Source organism: Bacillus sp. FSL K6-6038 (assembly GCF_038050455.1).
Taxonomy (GTDB): domain Bacteria; phylum Bacillota; class Bacilli; order Bacillales; family Bacillaceae_G; genus Bacillus_A; species Bacillus_A pseudomycoides.
In genome coordinates this window covers 928,615-948,314 of record NZ_JBBOUH010000001.1, presented here as the reverse complement: position 1 = coordinate 948,314, position 19,700 = coordinate 928,615, and the positions used below count along the sequence as shown (strand labels likewise).

Sequence of the window (19,700 nt, the reverse complement as noted above, 5' to 3'; positions counted from 1 at the left end):
TTTTTCCTGAAAATTTGATGAATGGTGGGAATGAAATGAAACGTAGAATGTTAACAAAATGTTTTGGAATTATAAGTTTAATCATTATGTTGCTAGGGGTTTCTATTCCACAAGCAGCAGCCGAGATAATACATCAAGAAAAGTTTCAAATGAACTGGAATTATATTAAATTCAAAGGTACTGAAGTAAAGGTAAAGGCAGACTTACTAAGAACGTCATCAAAAGATGTTGCATATTGTTTATCACCTGATCTGAATTCACCTAATGGAGATGATCTTTCTGAAATTGGAAAAGAGAATGATTTTGTATATCGTGTCTTACTTTATGGATACCCTCAAAAAACGCCGGCTGAATTAGGAGTTTCTACAAAAGAGGAAGCCTACTATGCAACTCAACTAGCTATCTGGATTGCATCTAAAAAAATTGAAATTGCCGATTCAAAGCCAGAAAACCAACAGGTATATAACCTTGTAAAGCATTTGGTAGAAAAAGCTTCTAAAGGTACTGAAGTTCAGGAAACATATTTGAACGTAATACCTACTGGAAAACAAACTGTAGAGCAAAATGGGGAATATTTCGAAACAAATTTATATAGAGTTCAATCAAATTCAGTATCTGGAGTATACTCAGTTCAAATGGAGGGTGCACCAGAAGGAGCTAAAATTATAAATGAACAAGGTGAAAAAAAGAATGAATTCTCTATAGAGGAAAAATTTAAAGTTATGATTCCCAAAAACGCAACAAGTGGAAATTTCAAGATCAGAGTAAATGCAAAATTGCAGAGCTTACAAGCAGTTACCTTTGATGGCCAACAAAGGATTCAAGATGTAACTGCTTTATTACCAAGAATGAGTGAAAAAAGCAGTACAGATATAGTAGTAAGATGGGGATTTTTAGGGTCATTAAAAATTATGAAGGTAGGAGAAAATAGAGAGGCTTTAAAAGGGGCAGTGTTTGAGGTTGTAAGTGAAAATGGGGATTTTAGACAAGAAATCACTACAACTGAGAATGGGATTGCTACATTAAATAAACTTCCTACCGGTACGTATGTTGTAAAAGAAATTCAGGCTCCAGAAGGTTATGTACTTGATCCTACAATAAAAAAAATGGAAGTAAAAACTGGCGAGATAGCAGAAATAGAAATAAAGAATCAAAAAATAACAAGTGGCCTGGAAATTAAAAAAGTGCATGCTACATATGGAAATGCTAAACAATCTTATGATATACAAAGTAAAGAGCGCGCAATGGAAAATGATCTTGCAAGTAAGGAAAAGCATCACCTGCCATCAACAGGAACGAAGTTTCCAACTGTCCCTTTTGTAGGACTAGGATTTATTATTTTAGGAATCTATATATTAAAAATAGGGAAAAATCATAGTTAAAAACTATAAACAATAAGGGTTTTGTTACCAATGCTTAAAGTTAAATATGCTAAGAAATGTTTTGTGAAAAATGTAGATTATAACAATCCCTAAAATTGAAAACGCTTGCAATAAATGCAATTATGAAAAAGCTATATGATATACCTAAACGTGCTCTCCAGGATCAAATACAACGAGCGGATTTATTAAGTATTCCGATTAATTCCATTATTATATGGAACGCCGTATATTTAAGTAAATCTGTAGAAATGTTAAAAAGTAAGTATGAGTTTAATGAAGAACTATTAAAACATATCTCATCATTAGGATGGGAGCATATCAACTTTTTAAGTGAGTATCGATTTAATATAAAAGATTATATATTGAGTTCATTTCAAACTGATGTATATTCATAAAAAGCACGTTACTATTCTCATTAACATAAGAGAATAGTAACGTGCTTTTTACTTTAAGAATAGCCTAAATGCTTAAGTTGATGGATGTGTGGTGCTACCCCATCGCCATCAAGCTAAGAAAAGTAAACACCCCAAAAACGAAAAAAAAGAGCTAACTTTTCCAAATAACTAACTACAGAGCAAGAAAATTTTCATTTAGGGGGGATATTAAAACCTTAAGTTGATGGGTATGTGGTGCTACCCCATTACCATCAACTTAAAAGTACTTACTACCCATTATTGTTATAAACGTTATTCTTCCTAGATTAATAAGAAGAGATGAAAAAAACACCTTCACAGGTGTCTTTTTTCATTATAGAAATATCTTAAAATAGATATCTGATGTCATTTATTCAATAAAAAAACCTTTGTTACATCATAACGCCGTTATCTTTGAATGAATACCATTTCCCATCAATGAAATGTTTACCTGTTGCCATCGCACCGCTAGACTGTAAATAATACCATGTGCTATTTTCTTGTAGCCATCCTGTTTTCATCGTTCCATCTGTATTCATGTAATACCATGTGCCATTATCTTGCACCCAGCCTGTTGTCATCGGGCCATCATAAAAGTAATACCATTTCCCGTTATAACTTAGCCAACCTGCGTGGCTTGCTCCAGTTTTATCATCAAAGTAATACCATTCACCATCAATTAATTTCCAGCCTGTAAACATTGATCCATCTGGATTGAAGTACCAACAAGTACCTCCTTCACACATTTTCCCTGTCCACATGGCACCACTGTCAGCGAAAACGTAACGCTTTCCTCCCTCATCTAACCAACCTTCGTCCCACCCATTAGCTGAGCTTTTCATTGTACCATTTGCATTTAAGTAATACCATGTGCCCTTATCTTTTAACCAGCCTGTTTTCATCGTTCCATCTGCATTCAGGTAGTACCAATTCCCATTATCTTCAATCCAACCTGTTTTCATCTTAGAAGCCACAAAGTAATACCAGCTTCCTTTATAACTTAGCCAACCATTATGAGTATTAAAATGCGTCCGGCTTTCTTCGAAGTAGTACCATTCATTATTAATCAAATTCCAACCAGTTGCCATTGCTCCATCAGATAAGAAATAATTACCATCAGGATGTGAACCTATCCAATTGTTTACTTTCATATCTCCAGAGCCTGGATTCATGTAGTATATCTTACCATTATATTCAAGATAGCCCTCGTGTAAGTTTCCTCCTTGGTGAACGTAATACCATTCTCCTTCGTACTGAACCCAGCCTTCGTTCGTATATAACGCACCGTCTGCTCCTAATAAATAACATGAACCTTGATTAAAAATATTACCCGTTTTCATTGCTCCACTTTCAGCAAAGTAGTACCACTTTCCAGCATCACTTAACCAGCCATTACTTTTCATTGCTCCATCCGCATTCAAGTAATACCATGTACCATTATCTTTTAACCACCCTGTTTTCTTCACACTATTTTGATCATAGAAATACCATGTATTTCCCTCTTTTACCCACCCTGTTTTCTGCATTGCCTGTTCTGTTTTTGGAGTAAGTTGTTTTACAGCTTCTTGGTTTTCAGCATGAGATACTGCAGGCACTACAAACATTGCAGACATTAAAACTGGTAAAATAGCTTTCTTCATTTTCCATATCCCCTAAATAATGAATAATTTTAGTTTTTATTTCCACAAACAGAATTATATTATGATATTTAAATATAATCAATAGGTTTTGTAACAAAAATGTAATCTTTTTTTAATTTAACGACACAAAATATCCATTAATGTAATTATTGTTACTTTCCAGTTACAATGTAAGTATCATTACACATCTATCAACTTAAGGGATTAATTGTCCCAAAAACGAAAAAGATGAGTCGAATTCTCATAAATAACTGTAAAAAGGTAAAATTTTCGTTATGGGGGGTGACCTGTTTTCTTAGGTTGATGGCGATGTGGTGCTACCCCAATATTATCTTTACAAAAGTGTATCTTCCCCCCTTTATAATAAATCGAATTCTCTATCTCAGAACAATTTATCTTACTAATTGCATACAAATCCCTAAAACTACAGCTTGCGTGCGGTCTGTCACCTCAAGTTTCTGATTAATGTTATGTACATGGGTTTTAACAATTCCTTCTGAAATATACAGTATATTTGCTATTTCTTTATTCTTCTTTCCATATGCTATGAGTTGCAATATCTCAATTTCTCGATCTGTTAATGGTTCTATAAAAGATGAAGCCTTAGGCTGATTTGTTGAAATATTATCTCTAGAATTTATAATCTTTGCGAGCGCTTGTTTCGCTGTCATGCTATTATATAAAGTGGCACCGCGCTGTATAGAGCGTACACCATCTAATAGCTCTTTCGTTTGAGTATCCTTTAATAAATATCCGGCGGCACCAGCACGAATCCCATCGAATACATAGTCTTGCACATCAAAGGTTGTCAACAATATTATTTTTGTATCTGGCAAAGATTGCACAATATTGCGAGTTGCATCAATGCCGGTCGCCTGCGGCATTTGTACATCCATCAACACGATATCAGGTATGCAGCGCAAAACAATCTTTACGGCATCCTTACCATTATCTGCTTCACCTACAACTTCCATATCTGATTGACTATTAAATATATACGTCAGCCCTTGTCTGATGATTGGTTGATCGTCCACTAACATGATTCGAATTTTTTTTATCGTTTTCATTCGTCGTCCCTCCTATCTCTAGGCTTCATCACATACACGATTCATTAAAGGAATAATCGCTTCCACCTTCAATCCCCCGTCTGAATTAACCGAAAAATTACAAGTTCTCCCAACAGATTGACACCGTTCAATCATTCCTTTTACTCCAAAACCATTTTGGTATAAATTTCCACTTAAAAATTGTCCATTATCGGAAACAATGAGCGATAATTCTTGTGCATGTTCTTGTATACATACATCTACTTCATTGGCACCAGAATGACGTATTACATTTGTAATGGATTCCTGAAGAATACGGAACATTACAATGCTAATGTCCTCAGACCATTCAGAGAATTCTCCTTTTTCCTTTAGTTGAAACCGAATTTGTGAATTAATTTTTCGACATCTAAATCCCTGCTATACAGAATAAAAAGTAACCTACACTCGTTTGCGCTTTCTGTTTTTACTTCGCATGTGGCAGAAAAAGGCCCTGACCGCTTCTATGCATGGCCAGATGCTCTCTCTTACCTAAAAAGAGGGGTTTTATGTCCGTTTTTTAATTGATGTATATATAGTTTAAAATTCTTTAACAAATTCATTATGAAATTCTCCACCCTAAAAGTTGCATCATATCTTCATAGAGTCATAGAATTAATCTGTGGTCGAAAATACGTAAAGAGCTGCTAGAATTCATTCCTGAAGAATACGAAGAATAAAGGAAGGAAACGAAGTAAAAGCTAAAAAAATTAGAAAAGGAAAATGGAGAGATGAATTAAATGTTAAAGATCATCAAACATTTAAAACCATTTGTTGCCTCAATTATTGCAGTTATATGTCTATTATCCATACAAGCCGTATGTGACCTGTCACTGCCAGACTACATGTCTAACATTGTGAATGTAGGTATTCAGCAAAAAGGTGTAGAAAACGCAGTACCTGGGGTTATTCGTAAAAGTGAGCTCGATAAACTTAAACTCTTTATGAATGAAAATGAGAAGAAAAAAGTAGATGACAACTATATACTTTTAGATAAGAACAATCTTTCTCAAAGTGAGCTGAAAAATGACTTAAAAGATTATCCGCAGCTTGATAAAGAACCGCTTTATAAGCTACATACAGAGGATAAAAATACAATTAACGAACTTAACGATATATTCGGGAAACCAATGTTAATTACACAAGGAATTGAAAAAGGCGGCTCATCTGCTTTCACTGCACCAGGTGATAACAAAGCACCGGCGAAGCTTCCGCCAAATACAGATCCTTTTGCAGTAATTGCTAAACTGCCTCAAGATCAAATCGATGCAATGAAAGAAAAGGCGGATGAAAAGTTTAAGAATATGCCAGGCAGCATGGTAACACAGTCAGCCGTTTCATTCATTGAGAATGAATATAAAAAGATCGGTATCAATACAGATAAGCTTCAATCCAATTATATTCTTACTTCTGGCGGAAAAATGCTGCTTTTATCCTTAGTAAGTATGGCAGCTACCGTTATCGTGAGTTTACTTGCTGCAAAAGTAGCTGCTGGATTAGGTAGAGATCTTAGAAAGAAAGTATTTCGGAAGGTTACAAGCTTTTCTAATGCAGAGTTTGATAAGTTTTCCACTGCATCTCTAATCACAAGAAGTACAAATGATATTCAACAAGTGCAAACACTTATGGTTATGCTGCTTCGTATCGTATTCTATGCACCGATTTTAGGCATAGGCGGAATTATTAAGGTACTTACTACAGACCTTTCAATGGGATGGATTATCGCAGTTGCAGTTATCGCGATTTTAAGCTTAGTCATTGGTCTATTTAGCATCGCGATCCCTAAGTTTAAGAGTATCCAAAAGTTAGTAGATAAAATTAACTTGATCACTCGTGAATCTTTAACAGGTATGCTCGTTATTCGTGCTTTTAATAATCAAAAGCATGAAGAAAAGAAATTCGAAAAAGGAAATCAAGATTTAACAAGAACCAATTTATTTGTAAGCCGTTTAATGTCATTTATGATGCCAATGATGATGCTTATCATGAATGCCGTTACTGTACTTATTATTTGGGTTGGATCACACCAAGTGGATATGGGACATATGCAAGTTGGTGATATGATGGCATTTATGCAATATACAATGCAAATCATCATGGCCTTCTTAATGATTTCTATGGTATCCATTATGGTTCCGCGTGCTTCTGTATCCGCACAGCGCATTGCAGAAGTTTTAGATACTGACCTTTCTATTCATGACGCAGCGGAGCCAAAAACATTTGCTTCTGACAAGAAAGGCTACGTTGAATTTAAAAATGTTAGCTTTAAATATCCAGGTGCAGAAGAAGATGTGCTTTCCAATATTACCTTTACCGCAAAACCTGGAGAAACGACAGCTTTCATCGGAAGTACAGGTAGTGGTAAATCAACATTAATCAACTTAATTCCACGCTTTTACGATGTCACAAGCGGCCAAATATTAATAGATGGCACGGATATTAGAGAAGTATCTCAGAAGGAATTAAGAGAGAAAATTGGTTATGTACCGCAAAAAGGAGTTCTATTCTCAGGTACGATCGAAAGTAATTTGAAATACGGTAAGAAAGAAGCAACTGAAGAAGAACTCGCAAAAGCGGCAGAAATCGCGCAAGCTATGGAGTTTATTAACGCGAAATCTGAAAGCTTCCGTACAGAAATATCACAAGGTGGTACGAACGTTTCCGGTGGTCAAAAACAAAGACTTTCTATTGCGCGTGCTCTTACGAAAAAATCGGAAATCTTCATATTTGATGATAGTTTCTCAGCTCTTGACTTTAAAACAGACGCAGCCTTGCGGAGGGCTTTAAACAATGAGATTGCGGGAAGTACTATTCTACTTGTTGCCCAAAGAATAAGTACAATCATGAATGCAGATAAGATCATTGTACTTGATGAAGGAAAAATAGTCGGAACTGGTACTCATGAAGAGCTTATGGAAAACTGTGAAGTTTATAAGCAAATTGCTTTATCACAACTTTCAAGAGAGGAGTTGTCATCATGAGTGATAGAAAAATAGAACATAACAGACAAGGTGGCCATGGCGGCGGTCATATGGGCGGCGGCATGAGAAAGATTGAGAAGGCAAAAAACTTCAAAGGAACGATGAATAAGTTACTTCAATACTTAAAGCCATATAAGTTCTCGATCGTGATCGTCATTATTTTTGCAATCGGTAGTGCGGCCTTTGCAATCGTCGGTCCGAAGATTTTAGGTAAAGCAACAACAAAACTTTTCGAAGGACTCGTAGACAAAGTAACAGGCGTGCACGGTGCTGCCATTGACTTTACCTATATCGGAAACATTGCCCTCCTGCTCCTTGGATTATATATAGCGAGCACTGTGTTTTCCATTATACAAGGATATATCATTTCGGGAGTAGCACAAAAGGTATCTTATAACTTCAGAAAAGAAATTGATGAAAAAATCAACCGTATGCCGCTTAAGTACTTTGATAAAACGACACATGGAGAAGTATTATCTAGAGTTACAAATGACGTAGATACTGTGAGCCAAACTTTAAACCAAAGTATGTCGCAAATCATCACATCCGTTATTACAATCATTGGTGTACTCATCATGATGTTATCAATCAGCTGGCAAATGACATTAGTAGCTCTCTTAATATTACCAGTATCAATGACACTCATAATGGGCGTCGTAAAAAGATCACAAAAATACTTTAAGTCCCAACAAGAGTATTTAGGACACGTGAACGGTCAGGTCGAAGAAATTTATAGTGGTCACAATATCGTAAAAGCTTTTAACACTGAAGAAGAAGAAGTGAAAAAATTTGAAGAGGTGAATGATACTCTTTACCACTCTGCATGGAAATCTCAATTTTTATCTGGAATGATGATGCCGATTATGATGTTTATCGGTAATATCGGTTACGTAGCTGTATCCATTTTAGGCGGATGGCTCGCTGTAAAGAGAACAATTGCTGTTGGAGATATTTTAGCCTTCGTTCAATATGTTAGAAGCTTTACGCAACCAATCGCTCAAGTGGCCCAAATCGCTAACGTACTTCAATCCACTGCAGCTGCTGCAGAAAGAGTTTTCGAATTTTTAGATGAAGAAGAAGAAATTCCGGAAGCAGAAAACCCAGTGAAGCTTCAAGAAGTTAAAGGAGAAGTTACATTCAAAGATGTTCAATTTGGATATAATCCAGATAAAATCATCATCAATAACTTCTCAGCTAATATTAAACCTGGACAAAAGGTAGCCATCGTAGGACCAACCGGAGCAGGTAAAACAACGATCGTAAAACTATTAATGCGTTTTTATGATGTAAACAGTGGTGCCATCTGTATAAACGGTCACGACATAAAAGACTTCACCCGCGAAGACTTGCGCAGCATGTTCGGGATGGTGCTGCAAGACACATGGCTATTTAACGGTTCCATCATGGAAAACATACGTTACGGTAGACTGGGTGCAACCGACGAAGAAGTGATTGAAGCAGCGAAAGCAGCTCACGTTCACAGCTTCGTAAAAACCTTACCAAATAAATATCAAATGGAACTAAACGAAGAAGCAAGCAACGTATCCCAAGGACAAAAGCAGCTATTAACAATTGCCCGTGCCCTTCTAGCGGATCCGAAAATACTCATACTCGACGAAGCAACAAGCTCCATTGACACTCGTACAGAAGTGCTGATTCAAAAAGCCATGGAAAACCTCATGGAAGGCAGAACAAGCTTTATCATCGCTCATAGATTATCAACAATCCGTGATGCCGATTTAATCCTTGTCATGAAAGACGGGGATATTGTAGAACAAGGTAATCATGAAGAGTTATTGAAGGCTGATGGTTTCTATGCTTCGCTTTATAATAGTCAGTTTGAAGGTGCGGATGCTTCTTGAGTTAGGTGGGATGAGGGTGAAGATCAGCTTGATCAATTTTATTTTTCTAACACATCTGAACGAATTAATTTTAAATCATCTGTTTTAATTGCACCTGTTGAAGTAGATGATGGTTTAACTTTTGTAGCTGTGTCCCAATAACCGCCACCTTGCCAAAACTGTGCAAAAGGTGAATTTATTGTTTTATTTACAGCCCCCGCAACTATGGAACCTGGTTTTAAAGTATATTCAGCTGATGGAAGTTTCACTTTATAGCACAAATAACTTTTGCCATATATAAGGCCACTGAAAAAGCCCACTTAATAAGAAAAAGGAGTTCACCACCTACTATATACAGGTAATGAACTCCTTTCCATTTTCTACATATTAATAAAATACACGTTATTTTTTCAAAGTAATCACTTTTTCAGTGCCTTCCCATGCATAAGTGTATTTGTTATTGGTGATTCACGTACGTCTCAAACCATAAATGAATATATCCAGCTGTAATGCGCTGTGCTTCCATTAAACGTTTTCCTGTTACCGGTGTTACTTCAGCACGCCATTTGTCAGCAGAGTCTTGTGATACCGCTGCTTTTAGGAACCAACTTTTCGTATTATCATTAACAATTGATGGGAAATCAGCTTTTGCAGCTGATGCTGATGCATGAACCCACTCTTCTGGATTTGTACTTTTCCAATTCCAATAGCCATCTCCATCTGTTACTCTATAATTGTCTTTCACTGTATCAACGAAGTTTTCATATTTTGAGTGGAAGCCAAATGGATGCGAAATGTTAGTAAAGTTTGCTGCATGCATTGGTTGGTTGACATCCCCTAAATAATGAAGTGATAATCCTAAATAAAAGAATGCATTTTTCATATCTTTATTTTGATAAGCTTCACCAGCTAATTTAAAATACTTTGCTCCCGTTTGCTTTGCTTGTTTAGCAAATGGAATATACGTTTTTTCTGAATCAGGATCATAGAAGTGTGAAGCGAATGTAGAATTATCATAGTATGGGTTTTTATAATCTGCAGAATAAATACCTTCCTCCAAATTAGTACGCCATTCATTTAATAGAGCTGTCTCATTTTGCTTCACCACAGTCGTATTTTGGGACATAATATCAATGGCTCTGTTTACAATCCATAAATGAGAACTTACTCCTTCATTATGTACAGATTCCGCTGACCATTTTAGAGCAATAGGTGGATCTTGGCGGTCAATTTCATGTGCAAACGCCACACTTTGAATAGGAGCTGTTAAAGCAATTACAGAAGCTATAGCTAAAATTTTTCTTTTCATAAATATTCCTCCAATTGATGTATAATCTAAATTTCGTTCATATGCTTTTATTGCAACTTATTAGCAAATATATTGAACAATGCGTAAGTTAGATAGATTTAATAGCTGCTTTATTGTAAAGGTACTAATTCATAGCCAGCGTAGTCTTCAGGGGCAGATATTCCCCACAATTTATCTTGATTTGCAAATGGTTGCCCTGAAGTCTCTAGCTGGAAGGTTGTTGTAACTCCATAACTAGATTGCTGTGGATCTGCATTATACCAGTCAGTAGGTCTACCAAGTTTATCTCTAAGATAATCCGTTTTACCTGTTACTAAATCTATTTCCTTCGAATTTTTTTTCTTAACTGTTAAAGTGCTTCTTGATTGGTCACTAAAATAGATCCAGCTTCGATTGCCTGCATTTACATATTTTTTTGTTCCTCCTGCATCAGCATTTGATCCCCCAATCCACATTGACACTGTAATTGGAGTATTATTTCTTATATATCCATCACTCTCTACTCCAGCCGGTGCTTCAAAATTGATAGGTGTACCATAATACTCATTACCTTTTGTATCCTTATGCTTTTCAGCAGCACCGTAATAAGACGAGTTTTTATATTGAATTACATAATGCCAACCCGCAAACTTCTCATAAGTTATTCCAAGTCTATTCTGACCTACGGGTGCTACTCGTTTTTCAAAAGGAATACCTGTCACCCACAAATATTTGTCTACTAGTATGTAATCTTTATTTGTGGTAATTGGATCACCATAAATATCAAGTATACGATCGTCCTCAGCTGCATAAGCAGAATTTGTAGGAAAAACAGTTACTATCAAACTAAATATTAGTGCTAAAAATGTAAATATAGACAGTTTTCTTTTCATAAACATGTCTTAACTCCTCCTTATTTTTACTAATGGTTTTACCACTTGCGCGCATCGTCTACTAGTAGATCAACTTCATCCTATCTGGCAAATCTTTCATTTCTCTTTCATAAATGTTACAAAAGTCTTTCAAAGGTCTGACGTATTTGCTGATGAAACTAGCACACAAAGAAGAAAACCTGCATGTTCATTAGCTTTATCGTTAATTTATTTAATCATATATATAAATTATATATAATTATGCAATATTGCATATCGAAATGTATTGATATTAATGTAAGCGCTTACTATAATAAAAACATAAAGATGTACCACATCTTAACACATAAAAAGAGGAGGAAATAACATGGCAATCGCAATGGCAGTTTTAAAATTTTTAGGTGGATTAATTCCAGCCGTACAAGAGCTTTTAAAAGCATTTATGTAAGTTCATTATTCCGCAATTATTTATAAAAATTATCATACAAATGATCTGTATATCAAAGATGAATTGATGTGCTGATCATTTGTGTGAGCAAACTTTAAACAAGAAAAAGAATCCCAAAAGGAATTAAGGGATTCTTTTTTATTTAATTCAATTTTTTCTCGAATATTAAATTATTCTTTGTTAAACAGATGAACAAGGAATAGCAAAAGTCTCTTATTCATTACTTTTCGTCGTTATATACGATTAAACGAATTTACTTTACTAATAATGAATATGTTCCCTTTCTGTTTTCCTCTTCAAAAAATGCAACTACATAATACTTCCCAGGTTTCGCTTCAAATTTCCCTTTCATATTATTTCCATCCGCTTGGCCCGTAATGACAGGATTTCCTAAATCTGATTCGTGATATACATCCCACTTTATTCCAATTCCCTGTTCATCTATAAAGGAAATATCTACTTCTTTTGGAGATGTAACATTGAATGTGTACATATACGCCATATTAGGCATATCCATATTTCCTTTGAAAAGCTTATTAAAACGAATTGCCTTTGCACTGTCAAATCCATGTCCTACTGGTTCATCTTTTTTTACAGTAACCGTTGTTTGTCCTCGGCCTACTTTTCCTTTATTATCTTTCACTGTTAGCTTTGCAGTATATGTCCCCTCTTTTCCATATACATGAGTAGGGTTTGCTTCTGTACTTGTTGTACCATCTCCAAAATCCCAAAGATAAGAAACAATATTTCCACCTGTGCTTTCTGTGCCATCACTATGAAACTCAACTTTTTCATTTAACATCTCATTGTATGGTCCATTCATATTTACTTTAATCGTCTGTTTTTCTTCTTCTCCCGTTGCAACACCATGGAATACAACATCGTATTCAAATTGATTGTTCGCATTCACACGATAATTGACAAAATACGCTGTAACTGTTTTGTAGCCGCTCCATTCTTTTTGCGCTAACTGTTCTAAAGATTGATTGATTTGCTTGCTCATCGCTTTCCAATCCTCAGATTCTCCTTTTGTTACGCCGCCTGTATATGTTCCTTCTAATGTAAACGTATTAAAGAATTGAGAATTATGCTTTGTCATTGTTGCATCTTTTATCTTTGCTACATCTACAATTTCTTTCTTTACATCAGCTAGTGGCTTTGGTGCATGTTCAGCTAAATAATCATCTGATACTTGTGGGGTATTATATTTATCTTGATTATCAATTAACTGCTTCATATAGTCTTGGTATTCTTTATTTAAATTTGGATCCTTACTTAAAGCTTCACGATATGCATCGTAACCCTTCACATCATTTGCACGAATTAAATCTTGAATCTTATCGAAAGTTTCAAATTGATGAGTATATAAGTAAGACTGCAGTGCAAAAGAATAATTATAAAAATCCCATGATCCATATTTCGAAAATAATGTTCGTTCTGCTGTATAACGTTCTGCAGGATTAGATGATAATCCTTTAATTACACTTTTGCGCGGAACAACGTTATTCGTACGAGTAGATCCCGCAAAAAATTCTGCATTTCCTTCATCAAACCAAGTCATACGTTCATTTTGATATAATTCTCCTTGTCCCCATGCTCCTGGAACTTCGTATCTTGCCTGTAAATAGTGTGTAAATTCATGACGGAACAATTCTTCTAAAGTATAACTACTTTGCTGCGGTGTACGTTCAAATGTAAAGAACGTTCCTTTTCCTTCAATGTAAATGCCACCATTATTCGTATCATATCCATATAGTTGGCTATTTCGTTTATATTCATATGGATCATTATAAATTACGATTGTCAGTACATCATCAGCTTTCCCTGATTCTAACGCTGCATCATTTCCAATTACACGATGATATTGCGCTTTTACTTCTTTAGCAGCCCAATATAGTCTCTTAACCTTTTCTTCCGTTACTTTATCTCCTGTTTTAAATACGATAGAACCGTCATCGAATGTATACGTTTTTGGTAAGTACTGCTGTTGGCCTTCTTCACGGATTTTCTTTAAATCTACTGTATTTCCGTTATAATCTTTTCCACCATAGTTTGTTGAAATTTGCTCTACAGCATTAAAATAAGCTTCACTTAGACGAGGGTACATATGCATTGCTTGTGTAAGTACTTCTAAAGGTTTATTTGGATTACTATGAAATTTCCCTAAACGACCAGCATAATAAATACCATTATTAATTAACCAACTATTTTCTGTTGTCACTTGATTCAGAAGAGCCATTCGACTGACTTCATTTATGAAGCCATCAATTTTCCCATACCATATTGTTTCGTCCGCTTTTTTCCTTGTACCATTCAAGTAAGACTGTATATCCTCATCAATCCCTTGGATAAGATTATACAAGGCGTCCCCTTTATTCTTATCACTTACATATGTAGAAATATTATCGTTATATTGCTTTAAAATATTACCTGCATATTGAACCGTTTCAGCATCACAAGAAGCATTTCTAATTAATTTACCGTATGCAGATACCACTTTATCCTGCTTATTTGTACCAAGTTTAAAATTCGGATTTTTTGCAATTGCTTTTAATGCAGGTAAACATTTATCATGGAAGCTTCGCTCATTTAAATAGTTTAATTCTTTATTATTAAAGCCTAAATAAAAACCGCAATATAATACTTCAACAAACGTCTCAATTCCTTTTGTATCATCTTTTGTAAATGCGCTTCCGCGGCGACCTAATTCATCAATAATAACTTGTATTCGCCCTTTATTTTGATAAAACGCCTTTGTTTCTTGATTAAATTGAGATAAATCTGTAATTTGATCCCAACTAACATTTGCCAATGTATCAATTAATTCGTCATCACTCATTCTATTCAGCTCTGCCACAGAATACTTTTGCTGAAATTGTTTTGCCGCTGCTCGTTTCACGACCGGAGCTGGACGTTGTGAAAAATCGTTCACTTTTAAACGTTCTTCATAAGACAATGTTTCGTCTGCTTTTGTAGAATGTGCAATTTCATCGGTTGAAGTTTCTATCCCAATTGGTTTCTTTTGTAACACATTATAAGGTGTATTTTCTTCCGCTGATACTTGTGTTTGAATACTTCCAAATGATAAAGCCACTGTACTAATACCGAGCATCATTTGGGTAAACTTTGATTTCTTGTTCATAACATTTCCTCCATTTATAAAATCCATAAAAACACATTATTAATATAACATAATATAAAATATGATATTTCATATTATTTCTGTACACTAGAATACTATATCAAAAAGAAAATGATACGTTTTGATATAATTTGAACAAAAAAAGGCACTCTACTGAGTGTCGAATGAGTACCTTTCTGTGGTTTATAATCTTATTGTTTTAAATCAAATTGAATATGCTAAATGATAAATATTTTGTAAATTACTTGAGCCTTTTGTAAATTATTTAATCCTATAGATTTAGTACGACCAGGTTCATTGTAGTAATATAGATCAACAATATCATATCTGTATAGGAATCTACCAGGATAATAAAAGTTCTCTCTATATGCTAGTGATAATGAAGCTGAACTTGATTTTCTGTTTTTTACTTAGATGTAAGAGTTAATAAAATACCTACTGGATAATCATATGTTTTTCTTAAATTAGATTTATGCAATCTCTCCCTTTTTTTATCATCTCTACATGAATACAAAAGATGAAATTATACTATACATTGCTAATACTTTTTACTTCAGACTGAAATAAAATCACCTTCGACATGTACATCTTAGTTTAAATATGTTTCAAATGACTTTCATAAATGTTACAAAAGTCTTTCAAAGATCTGACTTCTTTTCTGATGAAACTAATAAACAAAAAAGGAAACCTGCATGTTCATTACCTTTAATGTTATTAATATAATTCAATCACACTCTGTATATAGATTCCCTTTATTAGGATATGCAAAATTGCATCAAAATATAGGTTTAAATAAGAGGCGCTCTTATAAATAACTAGCTGTAAAGAAAATTTTTTGTTTAGGGTCTACTTAAAACTCTTAAGTTGATGTAAATTCATCTACAATTCTATTGCTCTAACTGGTGCGATTCTGATGATTTAATTTAAAAAACAAAAAAGGATGTAAATAATAATTCACATCCTCTTTTGTAACTCTAATTTTCATTAGAACACTGCATTCTATTATCTTCTTTCAAACAGATTTCTATGAATTCAAATAAACCTTTTGCCTCAACAGAACGTTTTCCCCAATCATGCCAAAAATATAGCACTTGTCCTACTACTCCAGATTCTGATGGATCTGTATCAATACAAAGATAATCCCCACCACCATTTTCTGCAATTGGAATCCACTTAGAATTCCAAAGAACAGGTTTAAGTTCATTTTCAATATTCGACTCTAAATCATCTGGATCGAATTCATCCTGTAGAAATGTCCAATTGTCTATAATTTGAGAAGTTGGGGAAAGAACCAAATTTCTTACAAAAGATTCAACCCCAGGTTCCCAAATTTGTCCGTTATACACCCTGTAAAAACTTTTCATTTCTTTAGGAAGTGTAATACCCAGTGTAGTTTCAATTAACTGAAAATCTTCATCACTTGCACCCGGTTGGAGGTTTAATGTTTTTTGAAAGTTCACTTCAAGGCTTGAACCTCTATTAATTATACGTTTCCATAGTAATTCAGCTTGATTTATCATGTCTTTTCCCCTCCGCTTATATCTCAAAAAATCCAATTTAAAAAACACACAATTACTATTAATCTAAGGTTTTGAATTATCCCCATAACGAAAACTTAATTAATCGGTATATACTTCTTGAATCCCTTACTTATAGTGCCATTATAACCATTTTTAGAAAAGAATTTATGTGCTTCTATTCTATTTATACTACTTAATAGGATAATTCTTGTGGATCCCCTTGCAATTGATAGCCGTTCTACATGTTTTAGTAACTTTTCACCTATCCCATTACCTCGAAAATCTTCATTTACAATCACATACTCTAGAACAGTATATGGTCTAAATTGATATCCAGGATCAAGACAAAAAGTCATAAATATACTTCCTTTAACTTTACAATCTTCCTCATACACAAATAAGAAATTATTAGAATCATTCCTTATCTGCTCAATTCTTTCTGGTAAAACCTTAATGTTTTTACTATGTGGTGCTAATTTTTTATATAGATTTTCAATTACATGACTGTCTTTTGGTTCAGCTTCACGAATCATATAATTCCCCCCTCTATTAACATAGATATATCAATGATTCGATCTATTCTAATAGTTCATCTTTTGACTCTATTGTATCCTAAAACAATGCTTTTTTAGTACAATTCAGATAATAAGATGGTAAAAAAAAGAGAATAGAAGGGATGGCATTTTTGCTTTGGGGTATTTGTTTTTCTTAACTTGATGGGCATGCGATAGGACCCCTAATGGAAGGTAGGAATTAGAATAACTCTCCAAACAGATCTTTTAGATTAACCTATGTATTTCCGCGGTTAATCTATTACCTTCTACCTTCATAAAGATCTGTACCAGTACATTATTCGTATTTTCAAATACTAAATCGAAATAAGGATACGCTATAGTTGCATCTCTGCCTATAGGTACATAGCCAACTGGCTTTGAATGACTATATCTTTCTATCATTTTTAATCCTGCTTGATCCGCTGCATTATAAAGTGTAGAAGAAGTTTGACAAACCCCTCCTCCATAACCATCTACTAATTTTCCCGCAACGATTTCTTTTCCAAGCTGATATCCTTTATCAGGTGTTGTATCTCCTATTAAAGCATTAAAGGAAAAACGATCACCTTTTCCTAATATTACACCATTAATAGTATTTGCCGACAAACGAATGTTTTCTATCTTACCATTAGCTGTGCCAACTATGTCCGCCACATATTTTCCAATTACTTCGGTATTTCGATTTGCATCTTTTGATTGAGCAATAGGCCGTTTCTTAACAATTGGCAATGCACGGGAACGTTCCCACATTCCCACATTCATTAAATCCTCTACTAACTCTTTTTCAAATAATTCATATGAAGGCTTTCCTTCTTTCCATATTCCATCACTAGTCATACGAGAAGGTATCATTTTTTGACCAATCTGTTTGCCTATTTCATTAGCGATTTTTTTAATATTTAATTTATATTGATTTTCATCTTGAAAATATCCTAATGAAGTTAAATTTATTTGTTTGACCATTTTTCCACTAGTAGGATCTACTAAATTTATCTGTGTATCCCCAATGTCTTTTATTCCTATAGATTTCTCGCCTATATCACTTACTAAAGATGCTTCTTTAACCTGAGATTTACATCCAACTAATATAATGGCGCAGAGAGCACTAAGCACATACAAATGTCTTTTACGTAACAATTGATTCCCCCATTTCATTATAATGTTTTCTCGTTTTTAATTATTTGATTAATTATTTTTTATATTGTGTCTGTTCATCGATTCTATAAAAAAAGACATCCTCAAGGACGCTTTCTTTCAGCTATTTGCATGAGAACCCAAAATAATACAACTAAATACCACAATTAGAAATAAAATTACTAAACATATTGAGAAATATTTCATAAGAGACTCCTTTTTGATATGATGTGCAAAATATATTCTCATAAATTAAGTCAGGAAATAACCACAAAAAAGAATTATTACCCCTATATTCTTACGTTTAAAGTCCTATTACTTTTACTTATTAAAGCTACTAACTAATCAATTCCATTGCTACCTCTTTCGCTCTGAACACTTTTTTGTATTGTTTAAATTCTTGTTTATCAACTCGAAATTTTTCACCAGTATCCATGTTTTTTACTAGATATGTTTTAGCAGTATATTCCTTTATTAAAAAATAAAAGAAATATATCCAGAAAGATAATGTGAAAGTCGAGAGAGCTAAGAATACTCCCGTAATAAACATTACAATTTCCAAACCTGAATTTACTCGTTTTAAAACATCTTTTTGTCCTGTTGCTGCTTGCTGTAGTCGTTGCATGCGTTGTAAAGATGAAACAGTATCATAGCTCATGAAAAACCTCCTTTAAACGAAATGCTATTTAGAACTTCGATTTGTCTTTAGGGATGAGGAGGCAAGATACTTAAATTGATAATTATTTTTCTTACTTTTTCTCTTTTATTTTAATCTTCGCGTCTTCATAGAATTTTAGTTTTCCCTCATTATACTCTTTAGTATATTGATTGAATTTTTCTTTTTCTTTTAGCGTTTCTTCGTTTAATGTATTGATAGTTTTAACTTTCTCACCAATCTCTTTTAGTTTTGTTTCTTTACCTTTTAACTTTTCATAAAGTTCTTTTTCAGCTATTAATTCCTCTTTATAACTATTATTTATTTTTTGAAAAACTTCATAGCGATTTTTATAAACTTCTTCTACTTTTTCCGCTTGATTTTTTAACTTTTTGTCCTCAATTTTATCTATATAACTATGAACTGATGCGGTTTCTTTTTGGGCTTTTTCTAATACATCCTTTTCATCTTTTACCAATTTTTCACGTTCATTTACAGTTGCAATGGCTTGCTCTATTTTTTGTATTACTCCCTCATTTTGCTCTTTCCCTTCTTGTATAATTTGATTATACAATTCCTGTTCTTTTGTTTCTAACTGCTCAAATGTTTTTACATTATCAAATAATGCTTTTTCTTGATTTGCTGCATTTTCAAAAGCTACATATAATTGATCTTCGGGTTTTGCCCCCAAACAACCACCTAGAAATCCAATTGATAAGATTCCTATTAATACCATTTCCCTATA

General features: G+C 34.0%; 16 protein-coding genes and 1 pseudogene. 5 read left to right on the top strand and 12 right to left on the bottom strand.

Annotated features, from left to right (window positions below; translation table 11 throughout):
* Positions 1-35 precede the first annotated feature (35 nt).
* Positions 36-1,382 (top strand): SpaA isopeptide-forming pilin-related protein, encoded by a 1,347-nt coding sequence (locus tag NSQ40_RS04805; protein ID WP_041488872.1) that lies wholly within the window; start codon positions 36-38, stop codon positions 1,380-1,382.
* A gap of 95 nt (positions 1,383-1,477) precedes the next feature.
* Entirely contained in the window at positions 1,478-1,777 is a 300-nt protein-coding gene (locus NSQ40_RS04800) for a Tn3 family transposase (RefSeq protein WP_003204421.1), read from the top strand.
* Between the two features lie 410 nt (positions 1,778-2,187).
* Here the strand turns inward: NSQ40_RS04800 and NSQ40_RS04795 are convergent, their stop codons facing one another.
* The 3 genes from NSQ40_RS04795 to NSQ40_RS04785 all read right to left on the bottom strand — a co-directional run bounded on the left by NSQ40_RS04795 (position 2,188) and on the right by NSQ40_RS04785 (position 4,805).
* On the bottom strand, positions 2,188-3,435 hold the full coding sequence (locus tag NSQ40_RS04795) for an N-acetylmuramoyl-L-alanine amidase family protein (RefSeq protein WP_003209948.1): 1,248 nt from the start codon (positions 3,433-3,435) through the stop codon (positions 2,188-2,190).
* Between the two features lie 392 nt (positions 3,436-3,827).
* On the bottom strand, positions 3,828-4,502 hold the full coding sequence (locus NSQ40_RS04790) for a response regulator transcription factor (RefSeq protein ID WP_003209947.1): 675 nt from the start codon (positions 4,500-4,502) through the stop codon (positions 3,828-3,830).
* Between the two features lie 18 nt (positions 4,503-4,520).
* Positions 4,521-4,805: a sensor histidine kinase gene (locus tag NSQ40_RS04785; protein ID WP_258248665.1), complete on the bottom strand. Its 285-nt coding sequence runs from the start codon at positions 4,803-4,805 to the stop codon at positions 4,521-4,523.
* 455 nt (positions 4,806-5,260) lie between these two features.
* On the opposite strand from NSQ40_RS04785, the gene NSQ40_RS04780 reads away from it, so the two are divergent.
* Together NSQ40_RS04780 and NSQ40_RS04775 are read left to right on the top strand one after the other, a co-directional pair.
* The gene (locus NSQ40_RS04780; RefSeq protein ID WP_041488871.1) at positions 5,261-7,501 is read left to right on the top strand and encodes an ABC transporter ATP-binding protein; all 2,241 of its coding nucleotides are present in this window, start codon (positions 5,261-5,263) and stop codon (positions 7,499-7,501) included.
* Positions 7,498-9,363 (top strand): ABC transporter ATP-binding protein, encoded by a 1,866-nt coding sequence (locus NSQ40_RS04775; RefSeq protein WP_258248664.1) that lies wholly within the window; start codon positions 7,498-7,500, stop codon positions 9,361-9,363. Before NSQ40_RS04780 ends, NSQ40_RS04775 begins: the two co-directional genes overlap by 4 nt.
* Positions 9,364-9,401: 38 nt before the next feature.
* Here NSQ40_RS04775 and NSQ40_RS04770 read toward each other — a convergent pair whose 3' ends face one another.
* The 3 genes from NSQ40_RS04770 to NSQ40_RS04760 form a co-directional block, all read right to left on the bottom strand.
* Positions 9,402-9,662 carry a hypothetical protein gene (locus tag NSQ40_RS04770; protein WP_341286067.1) on the bottom strand — a complete coding sequence of 87 codons (261 nt, stop codon included), beginning with the start codon at positions 9,660-9,662 and terminating at the stop codon, positions 9,402-9,404.
* A 137-nt stretch (positions 9,663-9,799) separates the two neighbouring features.
* Positions 9,800-10,651 carry a phospholipase C gene (locus tag NSQ40_RS04765; RefSeq protein WP_097786970.1) on the bottom strand — a complete coding sequence of 284 codons (852 nt, stop codon included), beginning with the start codon at positions 10,649-10,651 and terminating at the stop codon, positions 9,800-9,802.
* A 110-nt stretch (positions 10,652-10,761) separates the two neighbouring features.
* Positions 10,762-11,529: a hypothetical protein gene (locus tag NSQ40_RS04760; RefSeq protein WP_258248663.1), complete on the bottom strand. Its 768-nt coding sequence runs from the start codon at positions 11,527-11,529 to the stop codon at positions 10,762-10,764.
* 234 nt (positions 11,530-11,763) lie between these two features.
* On the opposite strand from NSQ40_RS04760, the pseudogene NSQ40_RS04755 reads away from it, so the two are divergent.
* Positions 11,764-11,950: pseudogene (locus NSQ40_RS04755) on the top strand (hypothetical protein).
* A 253-nt stretch (positions 11,951-12,203) separates the two neighbouring features.
* Here NSQ40_RS04755 and colA read toward each other — a convergent pair.
* The 6 genes from colA to NSQ40_RS04725 all read right to left on the bottom strand — a co-directional run bounded on the left by colA (position 12,204) and on the right by NSQ40_RS04725 (position 19,691).
* Entirely contained in the window at positions 12,204-15,092 is a 2,889-nt protein-coding gene (gene colA, locus NSQ40_RS04750) for a collagenase ColA (protein WP_098715937.1), read from the bottom strand.
* A gap of 974 nt (positions 15,093-16,066) precedes the next feature.
* Positions 16,067-16,612 carry an SMI1/KNR4 family protein gene (locus tag NSQ40_RS04745; protein WP_003195646.1) on the bottom strand — a complete coding sequence of 182 codons (546 nt, stop codon included), beginning with the start codon at positions 16,610-16,612 and terminating at the stop codon, positions 16,067-16,069.
* Between the two features lie 95 nt (positions 16,613-16,707).
* Positions 16,708-17,145: a GNAT family N-acetyltransferase gene (locus NSQ40_RS04740; RefSeq protein WP_003195645.1), complete on the bottom strand. Its 438-nt coding sequence runs from the start codon at positions 17,143-17,145 to the stop codon at positions 16,708-16,710.
* A gap of 246 nt (positions 17,146-17,391) precedes the next feature.
* The gene (locus tag NSQ40_RS04735; RefSeq protein WP_258248604.1) at positions 17,392-18,321 is read right to left on the bottom strand and encodes a VanW family protein; all 930 of its coding nucleotides are present in this window, start codon (positions 18,319-18,321) and stop codon (positions 17,392-17,394) included.
* A 316-nt stretch (positions 18,322-18,637) separates the two neighbouring features.
* Positions 18,638-18,958, bottom strand: a complete 321-nt coding sequence (locus NSQ40_RS04730) for a hypothetical protein (protein WP_003195641.1) — start codon at positions 18,956-18,958, stop codon at positions 18,638-18,640.
* A 91-nt stretch (positions 18,959-19,049) separates the two neighbouring features.
* Positions 19,050-19,691, bottom strand: a complete 642-nt coding sequence (locus tag NSQ40_RS04725; protein ID WP_003195639.1) for a YkyA family protein — start codon at positions 19,689-19,691, stop codon at positions 19,050-19,052.
* Positions 19,692-19,700: the final 9 nt, after the last annotated feature.

What these genes read in the sequence shown, in the direction of transcription:
- NSQ40_RS04725 (WP_003195639.1), bottom strand. Translation starts at nt 19,691, where the DNA reads ATGGTATTAATAGGAATCTTATCAATTGGATTTCTAGGTGGTTGTTTG.
- colA (WP_098715937.1), bottom strand. Translation starts at nt 15,092, where the DNA reads ATGAACAAGAAATCAAAGTTTACCCAAATGATGCTCGGTATTAGTACA.
- NSQ40_RS04760 (WP_258248663.1), bottom strand. Translation starts at nt 11,529, where the DNA reads ATGTTTATGAAAAGAAAACTGTCTATATTTACATTTTTAGCACTAATA.
- NSQ40_RS04730 (WP_003195641.1), bottom strand. Translation starts at nt 18,958, where the DNA reads ATGAGCTATGATACTGTTTCATCTTTACAACGCATGCAACGACTACAG.
- NSQ40_RS04790 (WP_003209947.1), bottom strand. Translation starts at nt 4,502, where the DNA reads ATGAAAACGATAAAAAAAATTCGAATCATGTTAGTGGACGATCAACCA.
- NSQ40_RS04765 (WP_097786970.1), bottom strand. Translation starts at nt 10,651, where the DNA reads ATGAAAAGAAAAATTTTAGCTATAGCTTCTGTAATTGCTTTAACAGCT.
- NSQ40_RS04775 (WP_258248664.1), top strand. Translation starts at nt 7,498, where the DNA reads ATGAGTGATAGAAAAATAGAACATAACAGACAAGGTGGCCATGGCGGC.
- NSQ40_RS04780 (WP_041488871.1), top strand. Translation starts at nt 5,261, where the DNA reads ATGTTAAAGATCATCAAACATTTAAAACCATTTGTTGCCTCAATTATT.
- NSQ40_RS04795 (WP_003209948.1), bottom strand. Translation starts at nt 3,435, where the DNA reads ATGAAGAAAGCTATTTTACCAGTTTTAATGTCTGCAATGTTTGTAGTG.
- NSQ40_RS04785 (WP_258248665.1), bottom strand. Translation starts at nt 4,805, where the DNA reads ATGTTCCGTATTCTTCAGGAATCCATTACAAATGTAATACGTCATTCT.
- NSQ40_RS04805 (WP_041488872.1), top strand. Translation starts at nt 36, where the DNA reads ATGAAACGTAGAATGTTAACAAAATGTTTTGGAATTATAAGTTTAATC.
- NSQ40_RS04745 (WP_003195646.1), bottom strand. Translation starts at nt 16,612, where the DNA reads ATGATAAATCAAGCTGAATTACTATGGAAACGTATAATTAATAGAGGT.
- NSQ40_RS04735 (WP_258248604.1), bottom strand. Translation starts at nt 18,321, where the DNA reads ATGAAATGGGGGAATCAATTGTTACGTAAAAGACATTTGTATGTGCTT.
- NSQ40_RS04740 (WP_003195645.1), bottom strand. Translation starts at nt 17,145, where the DNA reads ATGATTCGTGAAGCTGAACCAAAAGACAGTCATGTAATTGAAAATCTA.